This is a genomic window from Methylobacterium sp. E-046 (genome assembly GCF_022829625.1).
In the GTDB taxonomy this organism is placed as follows: domain Bacteria; phylum Pseudomonadota; class Alphaproteobacteria; order Rhizobiales; family Beijerinckiaceae; genus Methylobacterium; species Methylobacterium longum.
This window is the reverse complement of sequence record NZ_JAKSYP010000176.1, coordinates 41,232-61,988: the sequence shown is the minus strand read 5'-3', so window position 1 is coordinate 61,988 and position 20,757 is coordinate 41,232. Positions and strand designations below refer to the sequence as shown.

Here is a 20,757-nt window from a genome sequence, read left to right as displayed (position 1 = left end):
GCATGCGGCCGTGAGGGCCGCCGCACGCGTCTTCTGCCGTAGGCCCAACGGCAGAAACGGTTCCGGGTTGCAGGCCGGGGCGGCAGGCTTTCTTTCGCACCGCGGCGAGTCCCGTCACGCGGCCGAAGAACCCAGATCGGTCACCACGGCCACGACCGCGTCGGTCAAGCGGTCGAGATCCCCGTCCGCGATGGTGAGGGCGGGCGTGAGATAGACGATGTCGCCGAACGGCCGAACCCAGACGCCGCGGTCGAGCAGCCGAGACTTCAGGACGGCGAGATCCGGCGGCCGGGAGAACTGTACCGCGCCGATGGCGCCAAGGGTCCGGACATCGGCCACGCCGGACACGCGTCTCAGGGATTCCAGCCCGTCCGCGAGCCTGAGCGCGATGACGCGCGCCTGGGCCAGCCGCGGCTCGGTCTCGAACAGGTCGAGGCTGGCATTGGCCGCCGCGCAGGCGAGTGGGTTGGCCATGAAGGTCGGGCCGTGCATCAGCGCGGCGGCAGGATCCTCGGACCAAAAGGCCTCGAAGACCTCCCCGCGCGCGACGGTGGCGGCGAGCGCCATGGTGCCGCCGGTCAGCGCCTTCGACAGGCAGAGAATGTCGGGCACGACCCCGGCCTGCTCGCACGCGAACAGGCTTCCGGTCCGGCCGAAGCCGGTGAAGATCTCGTCGGCGATGAGCGGCAGACCGTGATGGCGGGCGAGGCGGGCGACGGTAGCGAGGACCTCGGGCGGGTGCATCCGCATGCCGCCTGCGCCCTGGACCAGGGGCTCGACGATGACGGCCGCCAAGGTCTGGCGATGCGCCGCCAGTGTGGCGTCGAGCGCCGTGGTCTCGGCCGCGCTCCGCGGCAGGTCGCAGAAGAGCTGGTCGGGCAGGTAGGCGCCGAAGCGGCGATGCATGCCCTCCTCGGGGTCGCAGACCGACATCGCCCCCATCGTGTCGCCGTGGTAGCCGCCGCGGAAAGCCAGGACCCTCGTCCGACCGCTCACCCCGCGGTTGATCCACATCTGCGCCGCCATCTTGAGCGCGACTTCCACGGCGACCGAACCCGAATCGCTCAGGAAGACGTGGTCGAGGTCGCCCGGCAGCAGGGCGGCGAGCCGGGCCGCGAGCCGTTCGGCCGGCTGATGGGTGAGGCCGCCGAACATCACGTGCGGCATGCGGGCGAGCTGGTCGGTCACGGCCTGGGCTATGTGCGGGTGATTGTATCCGTGCACGGCCGTCCACCAGGAGGCGATGCCGTCCACGAGTTCGCGGCCGTCGGCGAGCACGATGCGGGTGCCGCGCGTCGCCACCGCCTCCAGCGGCGGCGGGGCGCGGCGCATCTGCGTGTAGGGCCGCCAGAGATGGCGTGCGGGCGCTTCGCGGATCATGCGACCGGCATGGTGGGGCTCCGGACGGGGGTCAAGGGTTCGGCGGCCACCGCTTGACTTTGCCGCCGCGGCGGCTCCCATCCCGACCTGATGGACAGCCTCGACGCCTTCGCCCGCGGGAAACTCGACGCCCTGGAAACCGGCAGCCTGCGCCGCCGGCTCACGCCGACCGAGCGCGGACCGGATGCGGCGGCGACCCGGCGGGGACGGGCGCTCGTCTCGTTCTCCTGCAACGATTATCTCGGTCTCTCGCAGCACCCGCGGGTGATCGCGGCGGCACAGGCTGCCGCGGCGAGCCACGGTGCGGGCGCCGGCGGATCGCGGCTCGTGACCGGCGACCACCCGTATCTCGGCGCCCTGGAAGAGCGGCTGGCACGGCACAAGGGCGTGGAAGCCGCCCTGATCTTCGGCAGCGGCTACCTCGCCAATCTGGGCATCACCCCGGCGCTGGCCGGGCGCGGTGACCTCGTCCTGCTCGACGACCTGTCCCACGCCTGCATGTGGGCCGGCGCGCGGCTGTCGGGCGCGCGGGTGCTCACGTTTCGCCACAACGATGTCGGCCACCTCGCCGCGCAGCTCACCGAGCACCGGTCTCATCACGGGCGCGCCCTCGTGCTCACCGAGCGGGTGTTCAGCATGGACGGCGATCGGGCGCCGCTCGGCGACATCCTGGGCGTCGCGGAAAGCTTCGACGCCTGGACGCTCGTGGACGACGCCCACGGGATCGGCGTGGTCGAGGACGGGCCGCGGGCGCCGCTGGAGATGGGCACCCTGTCGAAGGCGCTCGGCTCCTACGGCGGCTACCTCTGCGCGTCACGGCCCGTGATCGACCTGATGACGAGCCGCGCCCGAAGCTTCGTCTACACGACCGGTCTGCCCCCGGCCTCGGCCGCCGCCGCCCTGGAGGCCCTGACGATCCTCGAGGCGGAGCCCGAACGGCGCGCGCGGCCCGTGGCTCTCGCCCGGCGTTTCACCGCCCGGCTGGGCCTGCCGGAGGCCGAGAGCGCCGTCGTGCCGGTCCTGGTCGGCGAGGCGCAGGCGGCGCTCGACATCTCGGCCGCGCTGGAATCGGCCGGGTTCCTGGTCGTGGCGATCCGCCCGCCGACGGTGCCGGCCGGGACCGCACGGCTGCGGGTGGCCTTCTCGGCCGCCCATGACGAGGCCCAGGTTGACGCCTTGGCCGAGGCGGTGGCGGCGCTCACCGAACGCGCCTGAGGGCCGCTTTTCGTCCGCATCCCGTCCACCTATACCGGAGCCCCGCCGCGGCCGGAGCGTTCCGGCCGGCCCGCCGCCGAGAAGCGGGCGCGAACCCGATTCGAGAGGACGACGCCATGGATGCCACTGCGCTGCGAGCCCTCCAGGCTCCGATCAAGGACAAGTACCGCACCGCGCCGGACGCGGCGGTCATCACCCTGAAGGCCCGAGGCACGCTGGACGACAGCAAGATCGCCTGCAAGGTCGAGACAGGGCGCGCCATCGCGGAGGCCGGGCTCCATCCGGCGACAGGCGGATCGGGCGCGGAGCTGTGCTCGGGCGACATGCTGCTCGAGGCCCTGGTCGCCTGCGCGGGCGTGACCCTCAAGGCGGTGGCCACCGCCCTGGAGATCCCGCTCCGTTCGGGCACGGTCAGCGCCGAGGGCGACCTGGATTTCCGCGGCACCCTCGGAGTCGACAAGGAGGCGCCCGTGGGCTTCCGCAGCATCCGCCTGTTCTTCGAACTCGACACCGACGCGCCGGAGGACAAGCTCGCGCAGCTCCTCAAGCTCACCGAGCGCTACTGCGTGGTGTTCCAGACCCTGAACCACAAGCCCGAACTGTCAGTGGCCACGACCACGGTCTGACGGAGGCGATCATGGCGGGCGGCATCACCCAGACCGAGTACTGGAACGGCGAGGTCGGCGCGCGCTGGGCGCGCAATCAGGCCGTCCTCGACGGGATGTTCGTCCCGCTGACGGAGGCGCTGTTCGCCCGCCTGCCCTTCGATCCCGGCGACACGGCGCTCGATATCGGCTGTGGCTCAGGGGCCACCACCCTGGAGGCGGCGCGTCGGGTCGGGCCCGGCGGCGCCATCACGGGAGCCGACATCTCGGCGCCGCTGCTGGCCGTCGCCAGGAGCCGCGTCGCCGGGGAGGCGTCAGGTGCCGCGCCGATCCGGTTCGTCGAGGCCGACGTGGAGCGGGCGGATCTCGGGCACTTCGACATCGCCCTCTCGCGTTTCGGCGTGATGTTCTTCTCGGATTCCGGTCGCGCTTTCGCCAACCTGCGACGGATGCTCAAGCCGGGCGGCCGGCTGACCTTCCTGTGCTGGCGGCCGCTCTCCGAGAACCTCTGGGTGAGCGTGCCGCGGGACGCGGTGCTGCCGCTCCTGCCCGAGATTCCGCCGCCGCCTCAGCCCGACACGCCGGGACCGTTCCGCTTCGCCGATGCCGACCCGCTGGTCGCGCTCCTGCGCGGCGCCGGGTTCGCGCGCGTCACCTGCGACGCGCTCGACCGCGACATCGTCGTCGGACAGGGCGCGACCGACGCGGCGGCGACCGACGCGGCCACCCGGGTCTCCCTCGACCTCGGCCCGAGCTCGCACCTCATCCGCGAGGCCGCCCCGGATCTGCGAGCGCGAGCCGAAGCGGCGGTGACGAAGATTCTGCGACCGTACGCGCAAGGCGGTGTTGTGCGGCTGCGCGCCGCCTGCTGGCTCGCTCAGGCCGCGTGAGCGGCCGTCTCCGGCGACCGCGCACGCGACCCCGGCCTCACAGTCCCAACGCTCCGCCATCCGAGCGGGGATCATGGGTGGCCTCGATCCGCCCGTTGCGTGCATGGCGCACCAGCATGCCGGCGTGGCCCAGCGAGTCGATGTAGGCGCCGCCCAGCTCCTCGATCTCGTGGCCGAGGCGGCCGAGGGCCGCGATGCAGGCCGGATCGAACCGGTCCTCCACCTTGACGCTCAGCGAGGGCGCCCCCCAGGTGCGTCCGTAGAGGAGGCGCGGGGCATCGACCGCGTCCGCCACCGACATCCCGTAATCGGCGTAGCGGCTGAAGATCTGCGCCTGGAACTGCGGCTGCCCGTCGCCGCCCATGCTGCCGTAGCTCATGACCCGGCCGTCGTCGAAGGCGGCGAGCGCCGGGATCAGCGTGTGGAACGGGCGCCGGCCCGGCTCCAGCGGGTTCACGGCCGTCGGATCAAGCGAGAACGACATGCCGCGGTTCTGCCAGCAGATGCCGGTAGCCGGCAGGACCGTGCCGGAGCCGTATTCCCAGTAGACCGACTGGATGTAGGAGACGGCGAGCCCGTCCGTGTCGATCGCGCCCATCCAGACCGTGTCGCCGTGACCCGGATCGGGCAGGGGCACCGACGCGGCGCGGCGCATGTCGATCAGCGCCGCCTCGCGGGCGATACGCTCCGGGGTCAGGAAGGCGGCTGGGTCGTGCCGCAGGCGGCCGAAATCCGTCACCACGCGGTCGCGGATCGCGAAGGCCCGCTTCGTGGCCTCGATCAAGCCGTGATAATGCGCCGTGCCCTCCGCCTCGGCGATGTCGAGCCGGTCGAAGATGCCGAGGATCAGCAGCGCGGCGAGCCCCTGGGTCGGCGGCGGGAAGTTGTAGAGCGTCGCGCCGCGCCGCCGGATCGCCAGCGGCGCGCGCTCGGCCGCCGCGAAGCCCTCCAGGTCCGCCCGGGTGACCGGGGCGCCGAGGCGTTCCAGATCTGCGGCGATCTCCCGTCCGATATCGCCACGGTAGAAATCGCGGAGACCCGCATGGGCCAGCTGCTCCAGGGTGGCGGCGAGACGCGGCAGGGCCCGGATCTCGCCGGCCGGATAGGGCTTGCCGTCCTTCAGGAAGGTCTTCGAGAAGTTCGGGGCGTCGTGGAGCGTATCGAGTTCCTGGGGCACGTAGCGCGCCTCGGAGGGTGAGACCGGCACCCCGGTGCGCGCCTGTCCGATCGCGTCGGCGAGCAGCGTCTCCAGCGGCAGGCGGCCTCCGAGCGCCCGTGCCAGCTCCAGGGCGAGGCGCCAGCCGCCGACCGCGCCCGCGACCGTGACCATGGCATCGGGACCGCGCGCCGGGATCGTGTCGTAGCCCTTCTCGCGGTAGCGCTGGAGCGTGGCGAGGCGCCCCGCCGGCCCGCAGGCCTCGATGCCGCGCACCCGGCCGCCGCGCTCGCGCACCAGCCAGAAACCGTCGCCGCCGATGCCGTTCATGTGCGGGTAGGCCACCGCGATGGAGGCGGCCATCGCCACCATCGCCTCAATGGCATTGCCGCCCTGGGCCAGCACGGTCTGGCCGGCCTGCGCGGCGAGGCGGTGGGGCGCGGCGACGGCCGCGGTGGTGAAGACGGGGGTCTCGGGCATCGACGATCCTGTGCTCTACCAGCCGCAGGGTTAGGCGAGCCTGTGCGTCCTGCAAAGGCCGAGCGTGTTCAGGCGTTCGGCCGTGCTATAAAGAGCCCGTGCAGTCCCCCAGAAGCGGACAATGTTCCGGATACTCACATCCTGGTTCGTTCTCGGCCTGTGGGCCGTGCCTGCCGCCGCCCAGCAGCACGTCCCGACACCCTTCGAGGGCGCGGGCGCCGATCCCCGCATCTCGGTGTCCCAGCCGGAGACGACCAGCCAAGCCTCGGGCGGCTATGTCCGCTCGGTGGAACCGTATCTCGGGCCGCTCGGCGACCCCTTGGGGATCCGCCCCCTCCTGAAGGAGCGGGGCATCCAGTACAGCCTGACCTACATCGTCGACGTGCTCGGCAATCCGATCGGCGGGGTCCGGCAGGGTGCGATCGTCGAGGATCGCCTGAACCTGCGGCTCAACCTCGACCTCGACCGGCTGGCCGGCTGGGCGGGGGCCACGGTCCACGCCAACGCCTACTTCATCCACGGCACCGGCCTATCGCGCTACTATGTCGGCAACCTGCTGACCACGAGCGTCATCGAGGCGCTGCCCGCGACGCGCCTCTACGTGCTCTGGTTCAACCAGAGCTTGATGGACGGCCAGCTCGGGATCCGGATCGGCCAGCAGGCCGCCGACACCGAGTTCTTCGTCAGCCAGACCGCGACCCTGTTCGTGAACTCCACCTTCGGCTGGCCGGCCATCACCGGGCTCGACCTGCCGAGCGGCGGACCGGCCTACCCCCTCGCGGCACCGGCGATCCGGGCCAAATACGTGCCCGGCAACGGCTTCTCCCTGCAGGTCGGGCTCTATGACGGCGATCCGGCCGGCGCCAACCGCCCGGGGGACGACCCGGACGCACAGCGCCTCGACCGGACGGGCACGAATTTCCGCCTGCACGATCCGGCCCTGCTCATCGCCGAGGCCACCTACGCGTACAACATCGCCCCCGGATCCAAGGGGCTGCCGGGCGACATCACCCTGGGCGGGTGGCAGCATTTCGGCCGGTTCGACAGCCTCCGCTTCGATATCACCGGCGTGCCGCTCGCCGACCCGAACGCCAGCGGGATCGGCCGTCCGGTGCGCGGGAATGCGGGCCTCTACGCGGTCTACGACCAGACCCTCTACCGGGAATCCGGCAAGGACGACGAGGGCCTCGGCTTCTTCGTGCGCGCGGCGTGGTCGCCCACACGCTCCAGCCTGATCGACGCCTACGTGGATACGGGGCTCGCCTACAAGGGCCTGTTCGACGGGCGCGACGACGACACGATCGGCCTCAGCTTCGCCTATGCCCGCATCAGCGACGAGGCCCAGCGGGCCGACCGGGACACGATCCTCTACTCGGGTATGCCGATGCCTCGCCGCCGCGCCGAGGCGGTCATCGAGGCGACCTATCAGGCCGTCGTTGTGCCGGGCTTCACGGTGCAGCCGGACGCGCAATACGTCGTCCATCCGGGCGCCGGCATCGCCGGGCCCGACGGGCGCCGTCTGCGCAACGCGGCGGTGCTCGGAGTACGGGCGACCGTCCAGTATTGAGCCGGCCTGCGACGGCGCAGCCGGGAACGGTGACGGCGCGCCGCCTCTTTCCGCAATATGTTGATCTTCGAGTGGGTTGTCGGCGTCCTGTTCGGCGCCGTCCTCCTGGCCGCCCTGGCCCGCCGGCTGGGCGCGCCCTATCCGGCGTTCCTGGCCCTGGGGGGAGTCGGCCTCGCCTTCGTGCCCGGCGTCCCGAACCTGCGGCTCGATCCCGAACTCGCCCTGGCCCTGTTCCTCGCGCCCGTCCTCCTCGATGCCGGGTTCGACGCCTCAGTCCGGGACATGAAGGAGAACTGGCGGGCGGTGCTGGGGCTCGCCGTCGGCGCGGTCGCGGTGACGACGCTCGCCGTCGCGGTCGTCGCGCGGCTGCTCGTGCCGGACATGCCGATCTCCGCCTGCATCGTGCTGGGGGCGGTGGTCGCGCCGCCCGACGCGGTGGCCGCCCTGGCGGTCCTCAAGCACGCGCCGATGCCCCATCGCCTTGCCACGATCCTGCGCGGCGAGAGCCTGCTCAACGACGCGGCCTCCCTGCTGATCTACCGGCTCGGCGTGGCGGCCGCGATGGCCGGCACCTTCCACCCGGCGGAGGTGGCGCCGATCTTCCTCCTGGGCGTGGTGGCGAGCCTCGTCGTCGGACCCGTCCTCGGCCTCATCTTCGTCGCGCTGACCCGGCGCGTGACGGATCCGGCCAGTGCGATCGTGATGCAGTTCGTCGTCGCCTTCGGGATCTGGCTCGCCGCGGAGCGGCTGGAGCTGTCCGGGGTGCTCACCATCGTCACCTTCGCGATCACGGTCGCCCGCCGGGCACCGGGCATCACGGCGCCACGCGCCCGGGTGATCTCCTACGCGGTCTGGGACACGGCGGTGTTCGTGCTCAACGTCCTGGCCTTCGTGCTGATCGGCATCCAGATCGACCCGATCCGGGAACGACTGACCGGCCCGGATGCGTGGCAGGCCCTGGTCCTCGCGGGCGCGACCTTCGCCACCGTGGTGGTGACCCGCCTCGCCTGGATCCTGCCGACCACCCGGATGCGCGGGCTCGGCATCCGGCAGGCTGGCGCGCCGGCGCGGCTCGGGCCGGGGCTTGCCTTGTCCTGGGCGGGCATGCGCGGCATCGTCACGGTGGCGGCCGCCCTCGCCCTGCCGGCCGAGTTCCCCCACCGCGACCTCGTGGTGTTCACCGCCTTCTTCACCGTGCTGGGCACGCTGATCATCCAGGGCCTGACCCTGCGCCCGCTGCTGGCTCACCTGAAGCTGGAGGACGACGACCCGGTCGGGCGCGAGACCGGCCGCGCCCGGGCCGCCGCCTACAAGGCCGCCCTGGAGAGCCTTACGGACGCGGAGGACGAGCCCGCGACCGACGCGCTGCGCGCCGAATTCCGCGCGGCGCTGGCCGAGGCCGAGGTCCACGAGGAGGGTTTGGCGCCGGAGAGCCTGCCGGCGGACGCCGCCCGTCGCCGCGCCGTGGAGGCCGCTCGCGATGCCGTGCTGTCCCTGCGCCGGATGGGCCGGATCGGCGACGACGCCTACTATCTGCTGGAGGAGGAGTTCGACTGGGCCGAACTCAGCGCCACGCCGAAGGCGGAGACCTGAGCCCGGCGACCCGTCCGGTACAGGCCGTCCGGCTCGCTGATCCCGTCGGGCGACGTCGCGTCCGCGGCCCGTCCGGATTGCCGCCGCTGAAGGTTCCGGGCAGGGCCGGTCGCGACGGATGAAGGCCTCAGACGCCTTTGCGGGCTGCGATGCGCGATTCGATCGCATCCCACACCGCCGCCGACAGGTCCGGGCCACCCAGCCGCTGGATCGCCCGGATACCGGTGGGGGACGTGACGTTGATCTCGGTGAGGTGCCCGTCGATCACGTCGATCCCCACCAAGATCAGGCCGCGGCGTGCGAGTTCCGGGCCGATCGTCGCGCAGATCTCACGCTCGCGCTCCGTCAGCTCGGAGGCCGAGGCGGCGCCGCCCCGGACCATGTTGGAGCGGATGTCGTTGGCGGCCGGCACGCGGTTGACCGCGCCCATCGCCACGCCGTCGACCAGGATGATGCGCTTGTCGCCCTCGGTGACCCGGTCGAGGTAGCGCTGCACAACCCAGGCCTCCCGGAAGGTGGTGGCGAACAAGTCGAACATCGAGCCGAAGTTCGGATCCTTCTCGGTGACCTTGAACACCGCCGCGCCGCCATGCCCGTGGAGCGGCTTCATCGCCACGGTGCCGTGCTCCAGCCGGAACGCCTCGATCTCCGCCTTGTCGCGGCTGATCAGGGTCGGCGGCATCAGCTCGGGGAAGTCGAGGACGAACAGCTTCTCGGGCGCGTTGCGCACCTCGAAGGGATCGTTGACGACCAGCGTCTCGGGGTGGATCCGCTCCAGCATGTGGGTGGCCGTGATGTAGGCCATGTCGAAGGGCGGATCCTGGCGCATCAGCACCACGTCGGCCTCGGCGAGGTCGATCCGCTCCGGCGGCGCGAGGGTGAAATGCGCGCCCTCGACATCCTGGACGCTCAGACGCTCGACCCGCGCGGTCACGCGCCGGCCCTGCATCGAGAGCCGATCGGGCGTGTAGTAGACGAGCGTGTGTCCCCGCCGCTGGGCTTCCAGCAGCAGGGCGAAGGTGGTGTCACCCGCGATCCGGATGTTCTGGATCGGGTCCATCTGGACCGCGACGGTCAGGCTCATCACAAACGCCCCTCGCCAGCGGCGGACATCGCGGCCGGAGGCCGTCTCACTCGTCGGACAGCGACTTGCTGCCCGTACGCTTGTCATAATCGCCGATCGCCGCGCGGCACTCGGCCGACAGCCGCTTGCGGTTGCGCATCATGCAGCGATCCGCATCCTGGCTGTTCGGATCCACACCGGCGCAGAGGCGGAAATAATCGTTCGCGCAGCCGAGCTGCAGGCCCTGATCCTCGCGTTGAGCGTAGGCCGGGCCGGCTGTGAGCGCACACAGCGCCAGCGCCGCGATGGTCAGTCCACGGCGGGAAGCGCGCAGGGATCGTTCCGGAACCAGTCGCATACAGCGGTGTCCTCAAATCTCGTTCGGGCGGAGAACCGATGCGGCGGTCCCCCCTCCACCCGGGACCGGCATATCGGTCGTGCGGGGCGGTATGCAAGCGCCGCAGGTTCGCGGGGGTTCCAAGGCGGATCGCTGCGGCAACGCTTCGCCGCACTGTGGCGGTCCGGCCGCACGACGCGGGGTCGCGGCGAGAAGTGGGCCCCGTCCGCGATCGAACAGGGCCCCAAGTCGAAGGGAGGAAACGCCCGCCATGGGCGACAGAAGCGAAGCAAGTGGCGCGCCAACTCGTACGGAAACGCATCGCCCACCGCCGGAGGCGCGGAAAGAGTCCGTTAACCACGTCGTGATGGATTGCCGGGGTAGCCCTTGCCGACGCCCTCCCGGGCCCGGGCCAGAAGCTCGGATTGCCGACAGGAGCCGGAGATCATGATCGTCATCAAGCCGCAGGAGCCGTGCAGCGCGCCGTCGTCGGACCGTGCATCCGACCCGTTGCACGAAGTGAACAGCGCCGCCACGGCGGCCCTCATCCCGTTTCCCGGTACGGAAGCCCGGCGAACCCGCCGGATCGTCCGCTCCGGCGAGCAGCGCGGCGAGATCCTGCTGTTCCTCGGCGTGCGCTACGAGCGCCTCGCCTCCTGAGACCATACGGGGCCCTTCCGGCCGGCCGCGCCACGACACCGACGGTTTCCCATGCCGATCCCCGACCGCCCGCGGCACGGCCGTTTCCGGACGGCAGCCAGCCTCCTGCCCACGGCGGCGACGCTGGCCCTCCTGGCTGCCTGCACGCAGACCGGCGATTTCGGCCGCCCGCGCACCGGCGTCTGGAACGGCCTCATCGACACCACGGGCAGCTTCAGCACCCATGATCGCGGGCGGCTGCTCCTCGATTCGGGGCTGACCGACGACGAGCTAGCCCTGCGCGACCGCGCGTGGCGCTTCGTCCAGCCCGCCGGGACCTTCGCGGCCTTCGAGGACGCCGTGCTGGGTCTCGCGACCGCGCACGCCACGCCGCCGACGTGGCGCGTCGACGCGATCGGCGCCTATTACGAGGCGCTGACCGCCGAACCGTCCCGCTCACCGGTGTCCCGCTACAGGCAGCTCGGCGACGATGCCACGGCGGATGCCCGTCTGATCCCGCTCTTCACCGCACTTGCCGCCCGGGTGATCGACGCGGATGCCGCCCGTCTGCGCAGCCTGCCCTTCGCCAAGACCCTCGGCGATGCCGACGTGCGACTGGCCGTCCAGCGGGTCGCCGAGAACCGGTGCCTGATCGCCTGGGTGCGGGTCGAAGCGGGCCTGCGTCTCGCCCGCTACCGCTTCGCCCTCGAGCACCTCTTCGCCGCGGCGCCGACTCAGGACGCCGTTTCGGCCGAACGGTCCCTGGCGATGCTGACCGCCCGCCGCAACCTGCTCGACCCGCTCCTGCCACCCGACGCGGCGGCACGATGCGGGCTCGCGCCGCTCCCGCTGTCCGTTGCGGAGGCGGGGCCGCTCGTCGTGAAGAACTGAGCGGGCGTGAAAGACCGGGTGTTGCCGGACGCCCGAATTCACCCTTCGTGAGCTGCTATCCGAACACGGTCGACATCGCCGAAGGGCCGATCCGAGGACGCGTCCGGTCCTCTATACCGCGGCCCAGGGTCGAAACCCGTCGATACAGGGCCCCGACACTCCGGCTTTCGACGCCCTACCGCCCCGATCCCTTGCCGGAGCCATCCTTCCCCGCTTCGTCGGCGGGCGTGTCGGTGGTGCAGGACACGGCCTGGACCGCGGCGTTGGCGGCGGGACGCTGGCTCGGGAGACCGGCGATCACCCGGACCACCACGAAGCCGCGGCTGTCCGGCGCGACGATGCGCACGTCGCGGCTGGGATCGTTCTCGTCGTCGTCGGCGAGCGCCTCGTCGTACTGGGCGCGGGTGAGGATCACGAGGTCCAGGGCGCCGCGAACAGCGGCCTGGTCGGTGACCGCGTAGAAGGCGCCGCGCCGCGCGTGCGCGGCGAGCGACAGGGACAGCGGCCCGGTGCGTGCCGAGACGCGCATCGGGCCGTCCGCGAGGTCGTAGGCGCAGACGCCCACCGCCACGGCCGGATCCGGGATCGGCAGCCACGCCTCGGGCGTGGAGGGGTCGTCGCCGGTCGCCACCGCGTAGATCGATTGCGGATGGTCCAGGCCCTCGCTGGTGCGGGTGCGTGAGACGGCATCCTTCTCCGACAGGACCGGGATCGCCAGCACCGCCGCGATGTGGACGAGGCCGGCGAGGACGAGGCCGACCAGCGTGGCGTAGACGACGCGCAGGCTCACGGGGCGCATCCCAGTCGCGTGACGGCCGGCACGGTGCTCCGGTCGAGGGATCCGACGCTGGCGGCGACCGGCGTGTCGTAGAGGCGCAGCGCGAGCCGTACCGGCCCGCTCGCCCGCGGGCTGGGCAGCCAGTTCCCGGGCTGGACCTCGGGCCCGAGCACCACGGTGAACCGCCCGTCGGCCGAGCGCAGCACCTCCGTAGAGGTGAAGCCCTCGCGCACGGGGGCACGGCCGGGATCCCGCGGGCCGCGGCCGGCGACCGTCAGGGTCCAGGCGCGGGCCGGGGGCGTTCCCCCACCGATCCGGTAGGTGCAGGTGGCGTCGAGCGCCTGACCGGCATCGTCCGCCGCCGCCGTGAGCAGCAGACCCTCGCCCACCGCCAGCGGGATCTCGCCCCTCCGGGCGTTGACCGCGCGGGTGTAGGGATCGGCATTCGCGGCCCCGGCGCGGGGCCAGGCCGTCCAGTCGCCGACCTGCACGCCGCCGAACGGGTAGCCGCCGCTGGTCGCCCAGTCGGCGCTGGCAAGGCCGAGCACGCCGCCGAGGGCCAGAGCATAGGCCGCGAGGCCGGCCACCGAGCTCTTGCGCCACAGGCGGGCGACGAGCCGGCCGACGCCGTTGCGGCGGCCGCGCCGGGACGCGGGATTGGATCCGCCCGCCGCGAGCGCGCGGCCGAACCCCTCGGGCATCGTGAGCTTCATGCGCTCACCGCACCTCGATGAAGCCGCCGACGGACTTCGCGCCCTCGGCGACTTCGCGCGCTGCAGACCCGGCCGCGGCGCGGTCCCCGGGCTTCTTCTCGGTCTTGCGCGGCTCGCCGGCGGCGCCGGCATTCGCACCCGCCGCCGGCCCGCGCTCGACCGTGCGGAACAGGCCGTTGAGGCCGCTGATCACCTCGAAGGAGCGCCGCGACAGCTTGCCGTACGCGCTGGCATTGGGATCGATCGGGGCCGTCGGTCCGCCGGAGGCCTGCTGCTGCGCGGCGCGCGGGCTGTCCTTGAGGCCGGGCAAGCCCTTGATCTCGATGCCGCGGTGCGCCGGCTCCATCACGTCGTGCCAGGTCTGCGCCGGCAGCGAGCCGCCGGTCAGCTTGTTGGTCGAGGTGTGATCGTCGTTTCCGAACCACACGGCACCGACGTAATTGCCGGTGTAACCGACGAACCACGCGTCCCTGTAGGCGTTCGTCGTGCCGGACTTGCCGGCGACCTTCACGCCCTCCAGCTGCGCCCGCTTGCCGGTACCCTCCTCGACCACCTTGTTGAGCATGAAGTTCATGTCGGCCACGACCTGGGGCGGGAGCACGCGCTCGGGCGCCTCGTCGGCGTGGCGATAGATCACCTCGCCGGAGGAATTCTTCACCTCCATGGCCGCGTAGGGCTTGGCGCGGAAGCCGCCGTTGGCGAAGACCGCGTAGCCCGCCGCCTGATCGATCACCGTCACCTCGTCCGAGCCGATCGGCATCGAGACCGTATCGATCAGGTTCGAGGTGATGCCCATCTTGTGGGCGAGGTCGGTGATCTTCGCGCGGCCCGCCTTGGCGGCCCGGGCCTCGTGGGAGATGCCCATGGCCTTGCCGAGGGCGATCGAGATCTTGATCGGGATCGTGTTGATCGACTTCGCCACCGCGAGCCACATCGGGACCCGCCCGGAATAGGACCGGCCGTAGTTCTGCGGGCACCAGTTGCCGATGCAGACGGGACTGTCGACCACGACGGTTTCGGGCTTGAACAATCCGGAGGCCAGGGCGGCGGAGTAGACGTACGGCTTGAACGAGGAGCCGGGCTGGCGCAGCGCATCCGTCGCCCGGTTGAACTGGCTCTCGCCGTAATCGGCGCCGCCCACCATGGCGCGGAGCGCCCCGTCGGGGTCGAGGATCACCATGGCGGCCTCGTCGACGTCGAGGGCGTCGCCCGACTTGCGCAGCGTGTCGGCGACCACCTCGTCGGCGCGCTTCTGGATGGCGAGGTCCAGCGGCGTCTTCACGGTCAGCACGCGATCGTTGCGAAGCTTGCCGGCGTCGGCCATGCCCTTGATCTCGCCGAAGGCCCAGTCGAGATAGTAATCCGCGGTGATGTCGCGGGTGCGGGTCACCGGCGTCGCCGGATTGCGCAGGGCCGTCTGGATCTGCCCCTCGGTGACGAAGCCCGCCTCCACCATGTTGTGCAGGACGTCGGCCGCGCGGGCGCGGGCCGCCGGAAGGTTGACGTGCGGGGCGTACTTGGTCGGCGCCTTGAACAGCCCCGCCAGCATGGCGGCCTCGGCGAGGCTGATATCCTTCAGCGGCTTGCCGAAATAGTAGTCGGCTGCCGCCACCGCGCCGAAGGTGCCGCCGCCCATGTAGGCCCGGTCGAGGTAGAGCTTCAGGATCTCGTTCTTGGTGAGGTGGCTCTCCAGCCACAGGGCCAGGAACGCCTCGTTGACCTTGCGTTCGAGCGAGCGCTCGTTCGTCAGAAACAGGTTCTTGGCGAGCTGCTGGGTGATCGACGAGCCGCCCTGGGTGCCGCCGCCGCCCTTGGAATTGTTCACGAGGGCCCGGAGCGTCCCGATCGGGTCGATGCCCCAGTGCTCGTAGAAGCGCCGGTCCTCCGTGGAGACCAGCGCCTTGATCATGATGTCGGGGAAGTCGTCGAGCTTCAGCGAATCGTCGTGCTTGATGCCGCGCCGGCCCACCTCGGTGCCGTAGCGGTCGAGGAAGGTGACGGCGAGGTCCTGCTGCTTCAGCCAGTTCTCGCTGGTGAGTTGGAAGGCGGGCTGTGCCAGCGCCAGCATCAGCACCGCGCCGCCCGTCCCGAGGGTGACGCCCTCGCTGGTCAGGTCGAGGGCGGCGCGCTTCCAGCCGCGCACCGCGAAGCGCCCCATGACGCGCTGGAAGCGCTCGTAGACGTCGCCGGTGGACCGGCCGCCGTCGTACAGGGTGGCGTTCACCCAGGCATCGAACGCGAGCGCGGCGCGTTCGAGGCGGATCTTGATCTCGGTGATCGTCGGCAGGCGCACGATGTCGAACCCGGCTTGTCGAGCGCCTCTGCGGCGGATCCTGGCGGCGGATGGTCGAACGCCCGCGCCGCGGGCACGGAACCTGCGCCCGCACCACGGCGCGGCGTCCGGAGTCCATAGCAGGATCCGGATCCCTCGGCGAGGCTCTGCGCAGTCTCGCGAAACGCCGCGGACGAGCTTGGGCATAACGCGCCAGCGGGCGATCCGGTCGCACACGGTCGCCCGCGGCGCCGCTTGCCCCCGCGCGGCGGCTCGGGCAGAGAGGCGCCTGCCCGTTCAAGAGACCTCAACCATGTCCAAGCCCGAGGCGCCGCGCCGCGGGGCGGTCGAGCCGTTCTGGCGCACCACGTCGCTCGAAGCCATGACCCCGTCCGAGTGGGAGAGCCTGTGCGACGGGTGCGGCCGGTGCTGCCTGATGAAGCTCGAGGACGAGGACACCGGGGAGGTCCACCACACCGATGTCGGCTGCACGCTGCTCGACGGCTTCACCTGCCGCTGCCGCGACTATCCCCGGCGCCAGAAGCGCGTGCCCGACTGTGTCCGTCTGACGCCCGAGGCGGTGCGGACGATCGCGTGGCTGCCGCCGACCTGCGCGTATCGCCTCGTCAGGGATGGGGAGCCCCTCTATCCCTGGCACCCGCTGATCTCGGGCCGGCCGGGAAGCGTTCACGAGGCCGGGATCTCGGTGCGCGGCCGGCTCGCCGGCAACGAGGAGGAGTTCTCGGAGGACGAACTGCCGGATCAGATCGTCGATTGGCCGGGGCGCGACCCTTACGCCGATTGAGGAAGCAGCCCGATCAGCTCAACCTGGCGTCGCGGCTGAGTAGCCGCCCCCCGGCCAGCCCGTTCGCCGCGATGATGAGGGCGACCGCCACCGCGTGGATCAGGAGATCCGTCGCGGTCGCGTCGTGGGGATGAACCGGCATCAGCAGGGCGGCCGCCGCGGCGGCGACCGCCAGACCGCCGAGGGCCGCGGTGAGGTTCGGCCGCAGCGGGCACGCGCGGCGCAGCATGACGACGATCAGCGCCGACAGCGGCACGGAAACGCAGACGAGGAAGCTGAAGCAGCCCGTCACCGTGTGGCCGCCGGGGATATCGGTCCCCGGGGCGATCCATTCCCGCAGGCAGCCGAACCCGCTCGCGCCGATCCAGAGGGCCAGCGGCGGCAGGGGCAGCAGCGCCCAGCCGGCGGAGCGGCCCGGAATGCTGGTCGCGAAGGCCGCGAAGGCGGACACGGCCGCCGTCAGCACCGCGCCGAGCGCCGCCAGGGCGAGGTCGGGCACGCGCATGCGCAGCATGAACCCTCCCGTCCCGGCCAAGGCCGCCAAGCCGAGCCCGAGCAGCAGGGCCGCGCCGAGCCACAGGGCCGCGCGCGCGACCGGAGAGGGCAGGGGCCGCACGGGGTCCAGCCGGCCCGCGAGCTCCTCCACGAGGCTCTCGTGACGCGTCATCGCGCAGCTGGCGCGGCTTCCGTCCCCAGGCATCACTCCTTCTCCTGCGTCAGGCTGGCCCGAAGCGCCTTCAGTGCACGGTGCAGATTCACCTTGAGCGCCCCCTTGCTGCGGCCGGTAAGCGCCGCCGTCTCGTCGAGGGACAGCTCGCGCATGCCGAGGTGCTCCACCGCCTGGCGCTGCCCATCGGGGAGCGCCGCCACCGCGCGTGCCAGGGCGGCGGCGCGATCCCGCGCCTCCAGGCCCTGGCCGGGGGCGGGGCCTGGATCGACCTCGGCCTCGTAGGCCAGGGGATCGTTGACCTCCCGGGGACGGCGGCCGGCCCGCCGCAGGCGGTCGATCGTCCGCCGTTGCGTGATCGCCCGAAGCCAGGGCAGGAACGGGCGGGACGGGTCGTAGCTCGCCCGGGCGCGATGGACGGTCATCAGCGTATCCTGGACGACATCGTCCACGGCCTCGCCACGCACGCCCTGCGCCCGCGCGATCGCCGACACGACCGGAAGACAGGCCTTGAGCAGGGAGCGGTACGCGACCGCGTCGCCGCCCTGCGCCGACGCCATCAGGGTCGCCAGTTCCTCTTCGAGCACCATGCGGGCTCCGCCGCCGTTCCGTTCCCCGGCACGCGTCGTATCTAGCGCACGGCCGGATCCCGGCGCCAGCGTCCAGCTACGGGGAGCCATGTCGCCGGCCATCACGAGGATCATCGCAGCGCCTCCCGGCCGGCCCCGGACGGACCGAGGCGGGCTGCGCCCAGGAAGCGCCCGTCCTCCGCCTGCAGCAGCAGGGCCGCCGCCTCACCGTCGGGACGCGCCGGCGTGAAGGTCTCGGCCGCACCGGACCAGGAGCCGAGGTCCTGTACGGAGCGCACGATGTTCACCTGCTCGATGGTGCGTCCGGCATTCTCGCCGCGCAGCACCTTCGTGGTGCGGCTCGGATCGAAGCCCACCAGCAGGACGCGGCCCGCGCGGCTTCCCGAAGGACTGCCCGGGCCGATCTGCGCGACGAGGCGGCCGTCGTCGCGGACCAGCGTCATGGGAATGGCGGGTCCGCCGGCACGCGCCCGTGCGATGGCCGCGCGAAGGCCGGCCTCGTCGGACCCGACCAGACCGACCCGGCCGTCGATCACGGCCTGCGGCGTGTAGCTGGAGCCGCCGAGGCGGGCGGCGTAGGCCTCCTGGCGCGCGGTGGCGGCCGGGAGGCTGTAGGGATCCCGCCAGTTCAGGTGGTTCCAGTAGGTGACGTGGAAGGCGAGCGGCAGGACCTCAGACCCCTCCTGCGCGAGCCGGCCGACCAGCGCCTCCGCGGGCGGGCAGGACGAGCAGCTCTGCGAGGTGAACAGTTCGACCACGACGGGGCGCTCCGCGGCGGCGGCCGGACGGGGGGAGGCGCCGAGGGCGCCGCAGAGGCACGCGATGGAGATCAGAAGGGCAGGGCGCATGTCCGGAACTCCCGCATACCGGCGGATCTCGCCCGGCGTACCGGTTCCTTCGACCGGGCGGCGGCGGCGGTTACGCCTGCCCCGACCCGTCGAGTTCGAAGGCATCCACGTCGTGCAACAGGGCGATGAAGGCCGCGGCGGCGTGGTCGAGCGCCGCGCGCCCGGCCTCGGCCGTGCCGATCCGCGCGTCGCCCAGCGCCCCCGATGGGTGAAGGTCGCCGGCTTTCCAGGCGAAAGCGGCCGGGCGGCCGGCGCGCAGGTGGGTGAAGTCGCGGGCCATCGCCAGCGTCCGCGGCGGGAAATCGGCGATCCGGTCGGTCCGCACGAGGTCGGGCCGCAGGGCCAGCATCAGCGCGGTCTCGACGCCGCCGGCATGGATGCCGTGCGCGATCTCAGCGGCCGGGAACAGGCCGTCCGGGTAGCCGAACCGCGCCCAGGCGGTGGTCACCGCCACCATGCCGAAGCGGGCCCGCAGCTCGCCCGCCACGAGATCGATGAGCGCGCTGTTGCCGCCATGGCTCGTGACGATCACCAGCTTGCGGCAGCCGGCGCGGTGGACGGCCGCGCCGAGCCCGGTCCAGGCCGCGAGCCCTGTTCCGGTCTCCAGCGACAGCGTGCCCGGGAAGGCGTCGTGCTCGTCCGACTTGCCCACGGCCTGCACGGGCAGCTGGAGGACGTCGAGGTCGGCCGGCGCGCGCGCGCGCACCCGGGCGAGGTAGCCCTCGGCGATGTCGCAATCGGTGGAGAGCGGGAGATGCGGGCCGTGCTGCTCGACGGCGGCGACCGGCAGCACCGCGATCGCCCGCCGCATGTCGCGGCTGGAGAAATCGTCCGTCGTGAGATCGGACCAGAGCCGCATCGCCATTTCTGCCCTGGTCTCCCTCCGGCGCCGCGGAACGGCCGCTCGCGTAGGACGGTCTAACCGGCGCGGGTCTCCGGAGTCGACGGCCGGGGACCGGATCGCGTCAGGCGAACAGCGCGTCGATGTCGTCCTGGGAGGGGGTCGCCTCGATGGCCTGGGGGCCGTTCAGCATCAGATCCTCGGCCCGAGCCCGGCGGGCGCGCTCGGCCGGGTCCATGGCGGCGGCGTCACGGGCCTTCACGGCGCCGACGAATCGCGCGAGTCGCTGCTCGAACAGCCGGAGCGACTCCACCACCTTGGCGATCCGCTGGCCGGTGATGTCCTGGAACGCGCAGGCCTCGAAGATCGTGTTGATGCGATCCTCCACCGCGTCGCGGTAGCCGGGCCCGTCCGGCAGGCCGAGCATCGCCTCCGCGGCTTCCATGATCGTGTTGGTGGCGCCCGCGGTGGCCGCGACGACGCTGCCGAGTTCCTCGTGCGCCATCGGGATCCGGTCGCGGCTCATCTCGTTCGCCCGCAGCGCACCGATCTCCTCGCGAAGATGGGCGATGTAGTCGGCGATCTCGATCAGCTCCGAGATCACGGCTTGCGGTTCCCGAAGCCGGAACTCGGCCTGCCGCGCAAGGACTGACGACATGCTTTTCTCCTCGGATCGATGGACGCCCTCGCTCTCCGGACCGCGTCTCGACACCGTCGGGGGCGAGGGCGATCCGGACGAGAGATGCGGGGAGCGCTGCACGGGGCCGTTCAGCTCCCGCAGACTGCTTCGATCTTCGACTTCAGCGTGGCCGCGTTGAACGGCTTGACGATGTAGTTGTTCACGCCGGCCTTCTTGGCGGCGATGACGTTCTCGGTCTTCGATTCGGCCGTGACCATAATGAACGGCGTGGTCCGGAGGTTTTCGTCGGCCCGGACGTGACGCAGCAGCTCGTACCCCGTCATCGGCTCCATATTCCAATCCGAGATCACGAGTCCGTACTTGCGGCCCTTGAGGCGCGCCAGTGCTTCGGTACCGTCCGAAGCGTCATCGACCTCCTCGAAGCCGAGCTGCTTCAGAAGATTACGGATAATGCGGACCATCGTCTGGTAATCGTCGACAACGAGGATCGGCATGCTCAAATCGAGAGCCATCGAACAACTGCTCCGTATTGCCCGGCGGGAGGCCGCGGCGGCTCCCGGATCAATTAACGCTTCGCTAACTCGGCGTTCTAGCTGCGATGCACAGCATTGAAAATAGGGCAAGCGCATTGCGAAGCCGTTAATCGCCGCGTCAGCCGCTCGGCACCGGGCCCGGTGGCGCGGACCGACCTCGCTTGACCCCCCGGACACCTTTCGGCAGGGTCCGGCGGCGTCGGGCCCCTCGCGGACATGTCAGGCGACCCCATCCGACCTTTCCGAGCATCCGA

General features: G+C 71.7%; 21 protein-coding genes. 8 read left to right on the top strand and 13 right to left on the bottom strand.

Translation table 11 applies throughout. From position 1 onward, the window contains the following. Positions 1-114: 114 nt before the first annotated feature. Positions 115-1,380, bottom strand: coding sequence for an adenosylmethionine--8-amino-7-oxononanoate transaminase (locus MKK82_RS17225; RefSeq protein WP_238287226.1), 1,266 nt, complete (start codon positions 1,378-1,380; stop codon positions 115-117). A gap of 90 nt (positions 1,381-1,470) precedes the next feature. On the opposite strand from MKK82_RS17225, the gene MKK82_RS17220 reads away from it, so the two are divergent. The 3 genes from MKK82_RS17220 to MKK82_RS17210 all read left to right on the top strand — a co-directional run bounded on the left by MKK82_RS17220 (position 1,471) and on the right by MKK82_RS17210 (position 4,090). Then, on the top strand, positions 1,471-2,595 hold the full coding sequence (locus MKK82_RS17220) for an aminotransferase class I/II-fold pyridoxal phosphate-dependent enzyme (protein WP_238287225.1): 1,125 nt from the start codon (positions 1,471-1,473) through the stop codon (positions 2,593-2,595). A 116-nt stretch (positions 2,596-2,711) separates the two neighbouring features. Next, on the top strand, positions 2,712-3,221 hold the full coding sequence (locus MKK82_RS17215) for an OsmC family protein (protein ID WP_238287224.1): 510 nt from the start codon (positions 2,712-2,714) through the stop codon (positions 3,219-3,221). Between the two features lie 11 nt (positions 3,222-3,232). After that, entirely contained in the window at positions 3,233-4,090 is an 858-nt protein-coding gene (locus MKK82_RS17210; RefSeq protein ID WP_238287222.1) for a class I SAM-dependent methyltransferase, read from the top strand. A gap of 37 nt (positions 4,091-4,127) precedes the next feature. On the opposite strand, the gene MKK82_RS17205 is transcribed toward MKK82_RS17210, so the two are convergent. After that, positions 4,128-5,726: a gamma-glutamyltransferase family protein gene (locus tag MKK82_RS17205; protein WP_238287221.1), complete on the bottom strand. Its 1,599-nt coding sequence runs from the start codon at positions 5,724-5,726 to the stop codon at positions 4,128-4,130. 121 nt (positions 5,727-5,847) lie between these two features. Here MKK82_RS17205 and MKK82_RS17200 point away from each other — a divergent pair, with 121 nt between their 5' ends. Both MKK82_RS17200 and MKK82_RS17195 read left to right on the top strand, forming a co-directional pair. Then, on the top strand, positions 5,848-7,293 hold the full coding sequence (locus MKK82_RS17200; protein WP_243986331.1) for a carbohydrate porin: 1,446 nt from the start codon (positions 5,848-5,850) through the stop codon (positions 7,291-7,293). Positions 7,294-7,350: 57 nt separating this feature from the next. Continuing rightward, a complete protein-coding gene (locus tag MKK82_RS17195) occupies positions 7,351-8,886 on the top strand; it encodes a cation:proton antiporter (protein WP_238287218.1) in 1,536 nt (511 codons plus the stop codon). Positions 8,887-9,013: 127 nt separating this feature from the next. Here the strand turns inward: MKK82_RS17195 and gshB are convergent, their stop codons facing one another. Continuing rightward, on the bottom strand, positions 9,014-9,970 hold the full coding sequence (gshB, locus tag MKK82_RS17190; protein WP_243986329.1) for a glutathione synthase: 957 nt from the start codon (positions 9,968-9,970) through the stop codon (positions 9,014-9,016). Between the two features lie 46 nt (positions 9,971-10,016). Continuing rightward, positions 10,017-10,307 (bottom strand): hypothetical protein, encoded by a 291-nt coding sequence (locus MKK82_RS17185; protein WP_238287216.1) that lies wholly within the window; start codon positions 10,305-10,307, stop codon positions 10,017-10,019. Positions 10,308-10,733: 426 nt separating this feature from the next. Here MKK82_RS17185 and MKK82_RS17180 point away from each other — a divergent pair, with 426 nt between their 5' ends. Both MKK82_RS17180 and MKK82_RS17175 read left to right on the top strand, forming a co-directional pair. Next, complete coding sequence (locus MKK82_RS17180; RefSeq protein WP_238287215.1) at positions 10,734-10,946, top strand: hypothetical protein; 213 nt, start codon at positions 10,734-10,736, stop codon at positions 10,944-10,946. Between the two features lie 51 nt (positions 10,947-10,997). Continuing rightward, positions 10,998-11,816 (top strand): hypothetical protein, encoded by an 819-nt coding sequence (locus MKK82_RS17175; RefSeq protein WP_238287214.1) that lies wholly within the window; start codon positions 10,998-11,000, stop codon positions 11,814-11,816. A 175-nt stretch (positions 11,817-11,991) separates the two neighbouring features. Here the strand turns inward: MKK82_RS17175 and MKK82_RS17170 are convergent, their stop codons facing one another. The 3 genes from MKK82_RS17170 to MKK82_RS17160 are packed head-to-tail and all read right to left on the bottom strand — an operon-like array spanning position 11,992 to position 15,600. Continuing rightward, positions 11,992-12,615 (bottom strand): hypothetical protein, encoded by a 624-nt coding sequence (locus MKK82_RS17170; protein ID WP_238287211.1) that lies wholly within the window; start codon positions 12,613-12,615, stop codon positions 11,992-11,994. Then, positions 12,603-13,307: a DUF1214 domain-containing protein gene (locus MKK82_RS17165; RefSeq protein ID WP_238287209.1), complete on the bottom strand. Its 705-nt coding sequence runs from the start codon at positions 13,305-13,307 to the stop codon at positions 12,603-12,605. The genes MKK82_RS17170 and MKK82_RS17165 overlap by 13 nt, the downstream gene beginning before the upstream one ends. 4 nt (positions 13,308-13,311) lie before the next feature. Continuing rightward, entirely contained in the window at positions 13,312-15,600 is a 2,289-nt protein-coding gene (locus MKK82_RS17160) for a transglycosylase domain-containing protein (RefSeq protein ID WP_238287207.1), read from the bottom strand. A 292-nt stretch (positions 15,601-15,892) separates the two neighbouring features. Between MKK82_RS17160 and MKK82_RS17155 the strand changes: the two genes are divergently transcribed. Beyond that, a complete protein-coding gene (locus tag MKK82_RS17155; RefSeq protein ID WP_238287206.1) occupies positions 15,893-16,384 on the top strand; it encodes a YcgN family cysteine cluster protein in 492 nt (163 codons plus the stop codon). A gap of 13 nt (positions 16,385-16,397) precedes the next feature. Here MKK82_RS17155 and MKK82_RS17150 read toward each other — a convergent pair whose 3' ends face one another. From MKK82_RS17150 to MKK82_RS17125, 6 genes are all read right to left on the bottom strand, one after another. Further along, complete coding sequence (locus MKK82_RS17150) at positions 16,398-17,084, bottom strand: NrsF family protein (protein WP_238287205.1); 687 nt, start codon at positions 17,082-17,084, stop codon at positions 16,398-16,400. Beyond that, positions 17,084-17,641: a sigma-70 family RNA polymerase sigma factor gene (locus MKK82_RS17145; RefSeq protein WP_238287204.1), complete on the bottom strand. Its 558-nt coding sequence runs from the start codon at positions 17,639-17,641 to the stop codon at positions 17,084-17,086. Before MKK82_RS17145 ends, MKK82_RS17150 begins: the two co-directional genes overlap by 1 nt. A gap of 110 nt (positions 17,642-17,751) precedes the next feature. Further along, positions 17,752-18,489, bottom strand: a complete 738-nt coding sequence (locus MKK82_RS17140; RefSeq protein WP_243986327.1) for a DUF1223 domain-containing protein — start codon at positions 18,487-18,489, stop codon at positions 17,752-17,754. Between the two features lie 70 nt (positions 18,490-18,559). After that, positions 18,560-19,354, bottom strand: coding sequence for a creatininase family protein (locus tag MKK82_RS17135; protein ID WP_238287202.1), 795 nt, complete (start codon positions 19,352-19,354; stop codon positions 18,560-18,562). Between the two features lie 100 nt (positions 19,355-19,454). Continuing rightward, positions 19,455-19,988: a protein phosphatase CheZ gene (locus MKK82_RS17130; protein WP_238287201.1), complete on the bottom strand. Its 534-nt coding sequence runs from the start codon at positions 19,986-19,988 to the stop codon at positions 19,455-19,457. Between the two features lie 110 nt (positions 19,989-20,098). Further along, complete coding sequence (locus tag MKK82_RS17125; protein WP_012317888.1) at positions 20,099-20,482, bottom strand: response regulator; 384 nt, start codon at positions 20,480-20,482, stop codon at positions 20,099-20,101. Positions 20,483-20,757: the final 275 nt, after the last annotated feature.

Coding starts and splice junctions, on each gene's coding strand:
- MKK82_RS17225 (WP_238287226.1), bottom strand. CDS start 1,380: ATGATCCGCGAAGCGCCCGCACGCCATCTCTGGCGGCCCTACACGCAG.
- MKK82_RS17220 (WP_238287225.1), top strand. CDS start 1,471: ATGGACAGCCTCGACGCCTTCGCCCGCGGGAAACTCGACGCCCTGGAA.
- MKK82_RS17215 (WP_238287224.1), top strand. CDS start 2,712: ATGGATGCCACTGCGCTGCGAGCCCTCCAGGCTCCGATCAAGGACAAG.
- MKK82_RS17210 (WP_238287222.1), top strand. CDS start 3,233: ATGGCGGGCGGCATCACCCAGACCGAGTACTGGAACGGCGAGGTCGGC.
- MKK82_RS17205 (WP_238287221.1), bottom strand. CDS start 5,726: ATGCCCGAGACCCCCGTCTTCACCACCGCGGCCGTCGCCGCGCCCCAC.
- MKK82_RS17200 (WP_243986331.1), top strand. CDS start 5,848: ATGTTCCGGATACTCACATCCTGGTTCGTTCTCGGCCTGTGGGCCGTG.
- MKK82_RS17195 (WP_238287218.1), top strand. CDS start 7,351: ATGTTGATCTTCGAGTGGGTTGTCGGCGTCCTGTTCGGCGCCGTCCTC.
- gshB (WP_243986329.1), bottom strand. CDS start 9,970: ATGAGCCTGACCGTCGCGGTCCAGATGGACCCGATCCAGAACATCCGG.
- MKK82_RS17185 (WP_238287216.1), bottom strand. CDS start 10,307: ATGCGACTGGTTCCGGAACGATCCCTGCGCGCTTCCCGCCGTGGACTG.
- MKK82_RS17180 (WP_238287215.1), top strand. CDS start 10,734: ATGATCGTCATCAAGCCGCAGGAGCCGTGCAGCGCGCCGTCGTCGGAC.
- MKK82_RS17175 (WP_238287214.1), top strand. CDS start 10,998: ATGCCGATCCCCGACCGCCCGCGGCACGGCCGTTTCCGGACGGCAGCC.
- MKK82_RS17170 (WP_238287211.1), bottom strand. CDS start 12,615: ATGCGCCCCGTGAGCCTGCGCGTCGTCTACGCCACGCTGGTCGGCCTC.
- MKK82_RS17165 (WP_238287209.1), bottom strand. CDS start 13,307: ATGAAGCTCACGATGCCCGAGGGGTTCGGCCGCGCGCTCGCGGCGGGC.
- MKK82_RS17155 (WP_238287206.1), top strand. CDS start 15,893: ATGTCCAAGCCCGAGGCGCCGCGCCGCGGGGCGGTCGAGCCGTTCTGG.
- MKK82_RS17150 (WP_238287205.1), bottom strand. CDS start 17,084: ATGCCTGGGGACGGAAGCCGCGCCAGCTGCGCGATGACGCGTCACGAG.
- MKK82_RS17145 (WP_238287204.1), bottom strand. CDS start 17,641: ATGGTGCTCGAAGAGGAACTGGCGACCCTGATGGCGTCGGCGCAGGGC.
- MKK82_RS17140 (WP_243986327.1), bottom strand. CDS start 18,489: ATGCGCCCTGCCCTTCTGATCTCCATCGCGTGCCTCTGCGGCGCCCTC.
- MKK82_RS17135 (WP_238287202.1), bottom strand. CDS start 19,354: ATGGCGATGCGGCTCTGGTCCGATCTCACGACGGACGATTTCTCCAGC.
- MKK82_RS17130 (WP_238287201.1), bottom strand. CDS start 19,988: ATGTCGTCAGTCCTTGCGCGGCAGGCCGAGTTCCGGCTTCGGGAACCG.
- MKK82_RS17125 (WP_012317888.1), bottom strand. CDS start 20,482: ATGGCTCTCGATTTGAGCATGCCGATCCTCGTTGTCGACGATTACCAG.